The organism is Bradyrhizobium sp. (assembly GCF_049581145.1).
GTDB lineage: Bacteria > Pseudomonadota > Alphaproteobacteria > Rhizobiales > Xanthobacteraceae > Bradyrhizobium.
Genome location: NZ_JBAURI010000953.1, coordinates 1 through 1,662 on the forward strand (window position 1 = coordinate 1; position 1,662 = coordinate 1,662).

Genomic DNA, 1,662 nt, shown 5'->3' on the forward strand with positions numbered 1-1,662 from the left:
GGACTCGGACGACGTTCTTTCCGACGACAGCATTGTCGAACGGCTGCGCAAGGCCGATATTGTGGTGGCCCGCCGGACGGTCGCCAAATACAGGGACAGCTTGAAGATTCCATCGTCGGTCGAGCGACGGAAGCTCAAGCTGTCGCCGATCGGCGCGCAACGCTCGCGCGGCGATTCCGCTCGGGTCGAGGCTTGAGCGGGAATTATCGGGTGGAAACAACGCGTACTGTCCGCGATTGACACGACGGCGGCAGACTCCTAACGCTAATTTTGGGAGGTCCGCTTGAGCGGCGTCCGACGATGCGGGCGGGGGCGAAGGGCGCGCGAGCGCGCGTGGGAACGAGCGGCGACGAATTACGCCTCGCCGCGATGACAAGGCCGACTATCGATGACTTTGAGAGTATCTGGAAAGAACCTCGACGTCGTGGAATCTTTGCGTCAGCACGTGCTGGAGAAAGTGGAGGGGATGGTCGCCCGCTACTTCAACGGAACGGTGAGCGGCCATGTGGTGATTGCGCGCGAGGGCTCGGGCTACCGCTCGGATTGCACGCTTCGGCTGAGTTCGGGGGTGAGCCTGCACGCCGAAGGCGCGGCCCATGAACCCTATCCGTGTTTCGAGCAGGCCGCCGCCAAGATCGAGGCGCGTCTGAGGCGTTACAAGAAGCGGCTCAAGGGCCGCCCGGGCGGCGCCGAGGCGCCGGTCGGAGAGCAAGGCCAGGGGACGGTTTCGAATTACCTGGTCGAGACGCCGACCGACGAGGAGGAGCCGGCCGAGGGCTTCAAGCCGGTGGTCGTCGCCGAGGGGACGGAGGCGATCAAGTCCATGTCGGTTGCGTCTGCGGTCGCCGAACTCGACCTCACCGGCGCTCCGGTGGTCGTATTCGCCCATGCGACCAGCGGGCGGGTAAATATCGTATATCGGAGACGGGACGGAGCAATCGGTTGGCTCGATCCACGCTGACGGCGATCGTTGGGGGCAATGACGGCCGCCGAACATCCAGGACGGACATGTCGCTATCGGAATTGATCAAACCGGACGCCGTTCTTCCCGCCCTGCGGGTCAACGGCAAGAAGCAGGCGCTCCAGGAAATGAGCGAGCGAGCGGCGGCCGTGTCCGCGTTGCCGGCGCGCGAGATTTTCGACGCCCTGCTGCAACGGGAGCGGCTAGGCTCGACCGGCGTCGGAGACGGCGTCGCCATCCCGCACGGCAAACTCTCCAAATGCGAGCAGATCTTCGGCGTCTTCGCCCGGCTCGAACGCGCTATCGACTTCGAGGCGCCGGATGGCCTTCCCGTCGATCTGATCTTCATGCTGATCGCCCCGGAATCCGCCGGCGCCGATCACCTCAAGGCGCTGGCTTCGATCGCGCGCCTGCTCAGAAACGCCGCGACCGCCGCGCAGTTGCGCGCGACCCGCGACCCGACCGCGATTTACGCGCTGCTGACGATGGCGCCGACGTCGAACGCCGCCTGAACGAACCGGAGACCGCTCTTGAAAGCTCGCGTCGTCGTCACGCTCAAAACCGGAGTGCTTGATCCGCAAGGCAAAGCGATCGAAGGCGCTCTGAGATCGCTGTCGATCGACGGCGTCGCAGCTGTGCGCCAGGGCAAGGTGTTCGATATCGAACTCGACGGGAATGACCGGGACGGCGCGCACAAGGCC

The 1,662-nt window shown here is 65.0% G+C and carries 3 protein-coding genes and 1 pseudogene; all 4 read left to right on the forward strand.

What is annotated here, in order from left to right:
* A pseudogene (locus tag WCB02_RS30985) lies at positions 1-196 on the forward strand (RNA polymerase factor sigma-54); the annotation flags it as partial.
* 192 nt (positions 197-388) lie between these two features.
* A complete protein-coding gene (hpf, locus tag WCB02_RS30990) occupies positions 389-961 on the forward strand; it encodes a ribosome hibernation-promoting factor, HPF/YfiA family (protein ID WP_423964084.1) in 573 nt (190 codons plus the stop codon).
* 47 nt (positions 962-1,008) lie between these two features.
* Positions 1,009-1,473: a PTS IIA-like nitrogen regulatory protein PtsN gene (gene ptsN, locus WCB02_RS30995; protein WP_423964087.1), complete on the forward strand. Its 465-nt coding sequence runs from the start codon at positions 1,009-1,011 to the stop codon at positions 1,471-1,473.
* An 18-nt stretch (positions 1,474-1,491) separates the two neighbouring features.
* A partial coding sequence (gene purS, locus WCB02_RS31000) for a phosphoribosylformylglycinamidine synthase subunit PurS (protein ID WP_423964090.1) occupies positions 1,492-1,662 on the forward strand: 171 nt, incomplete at its 3' end.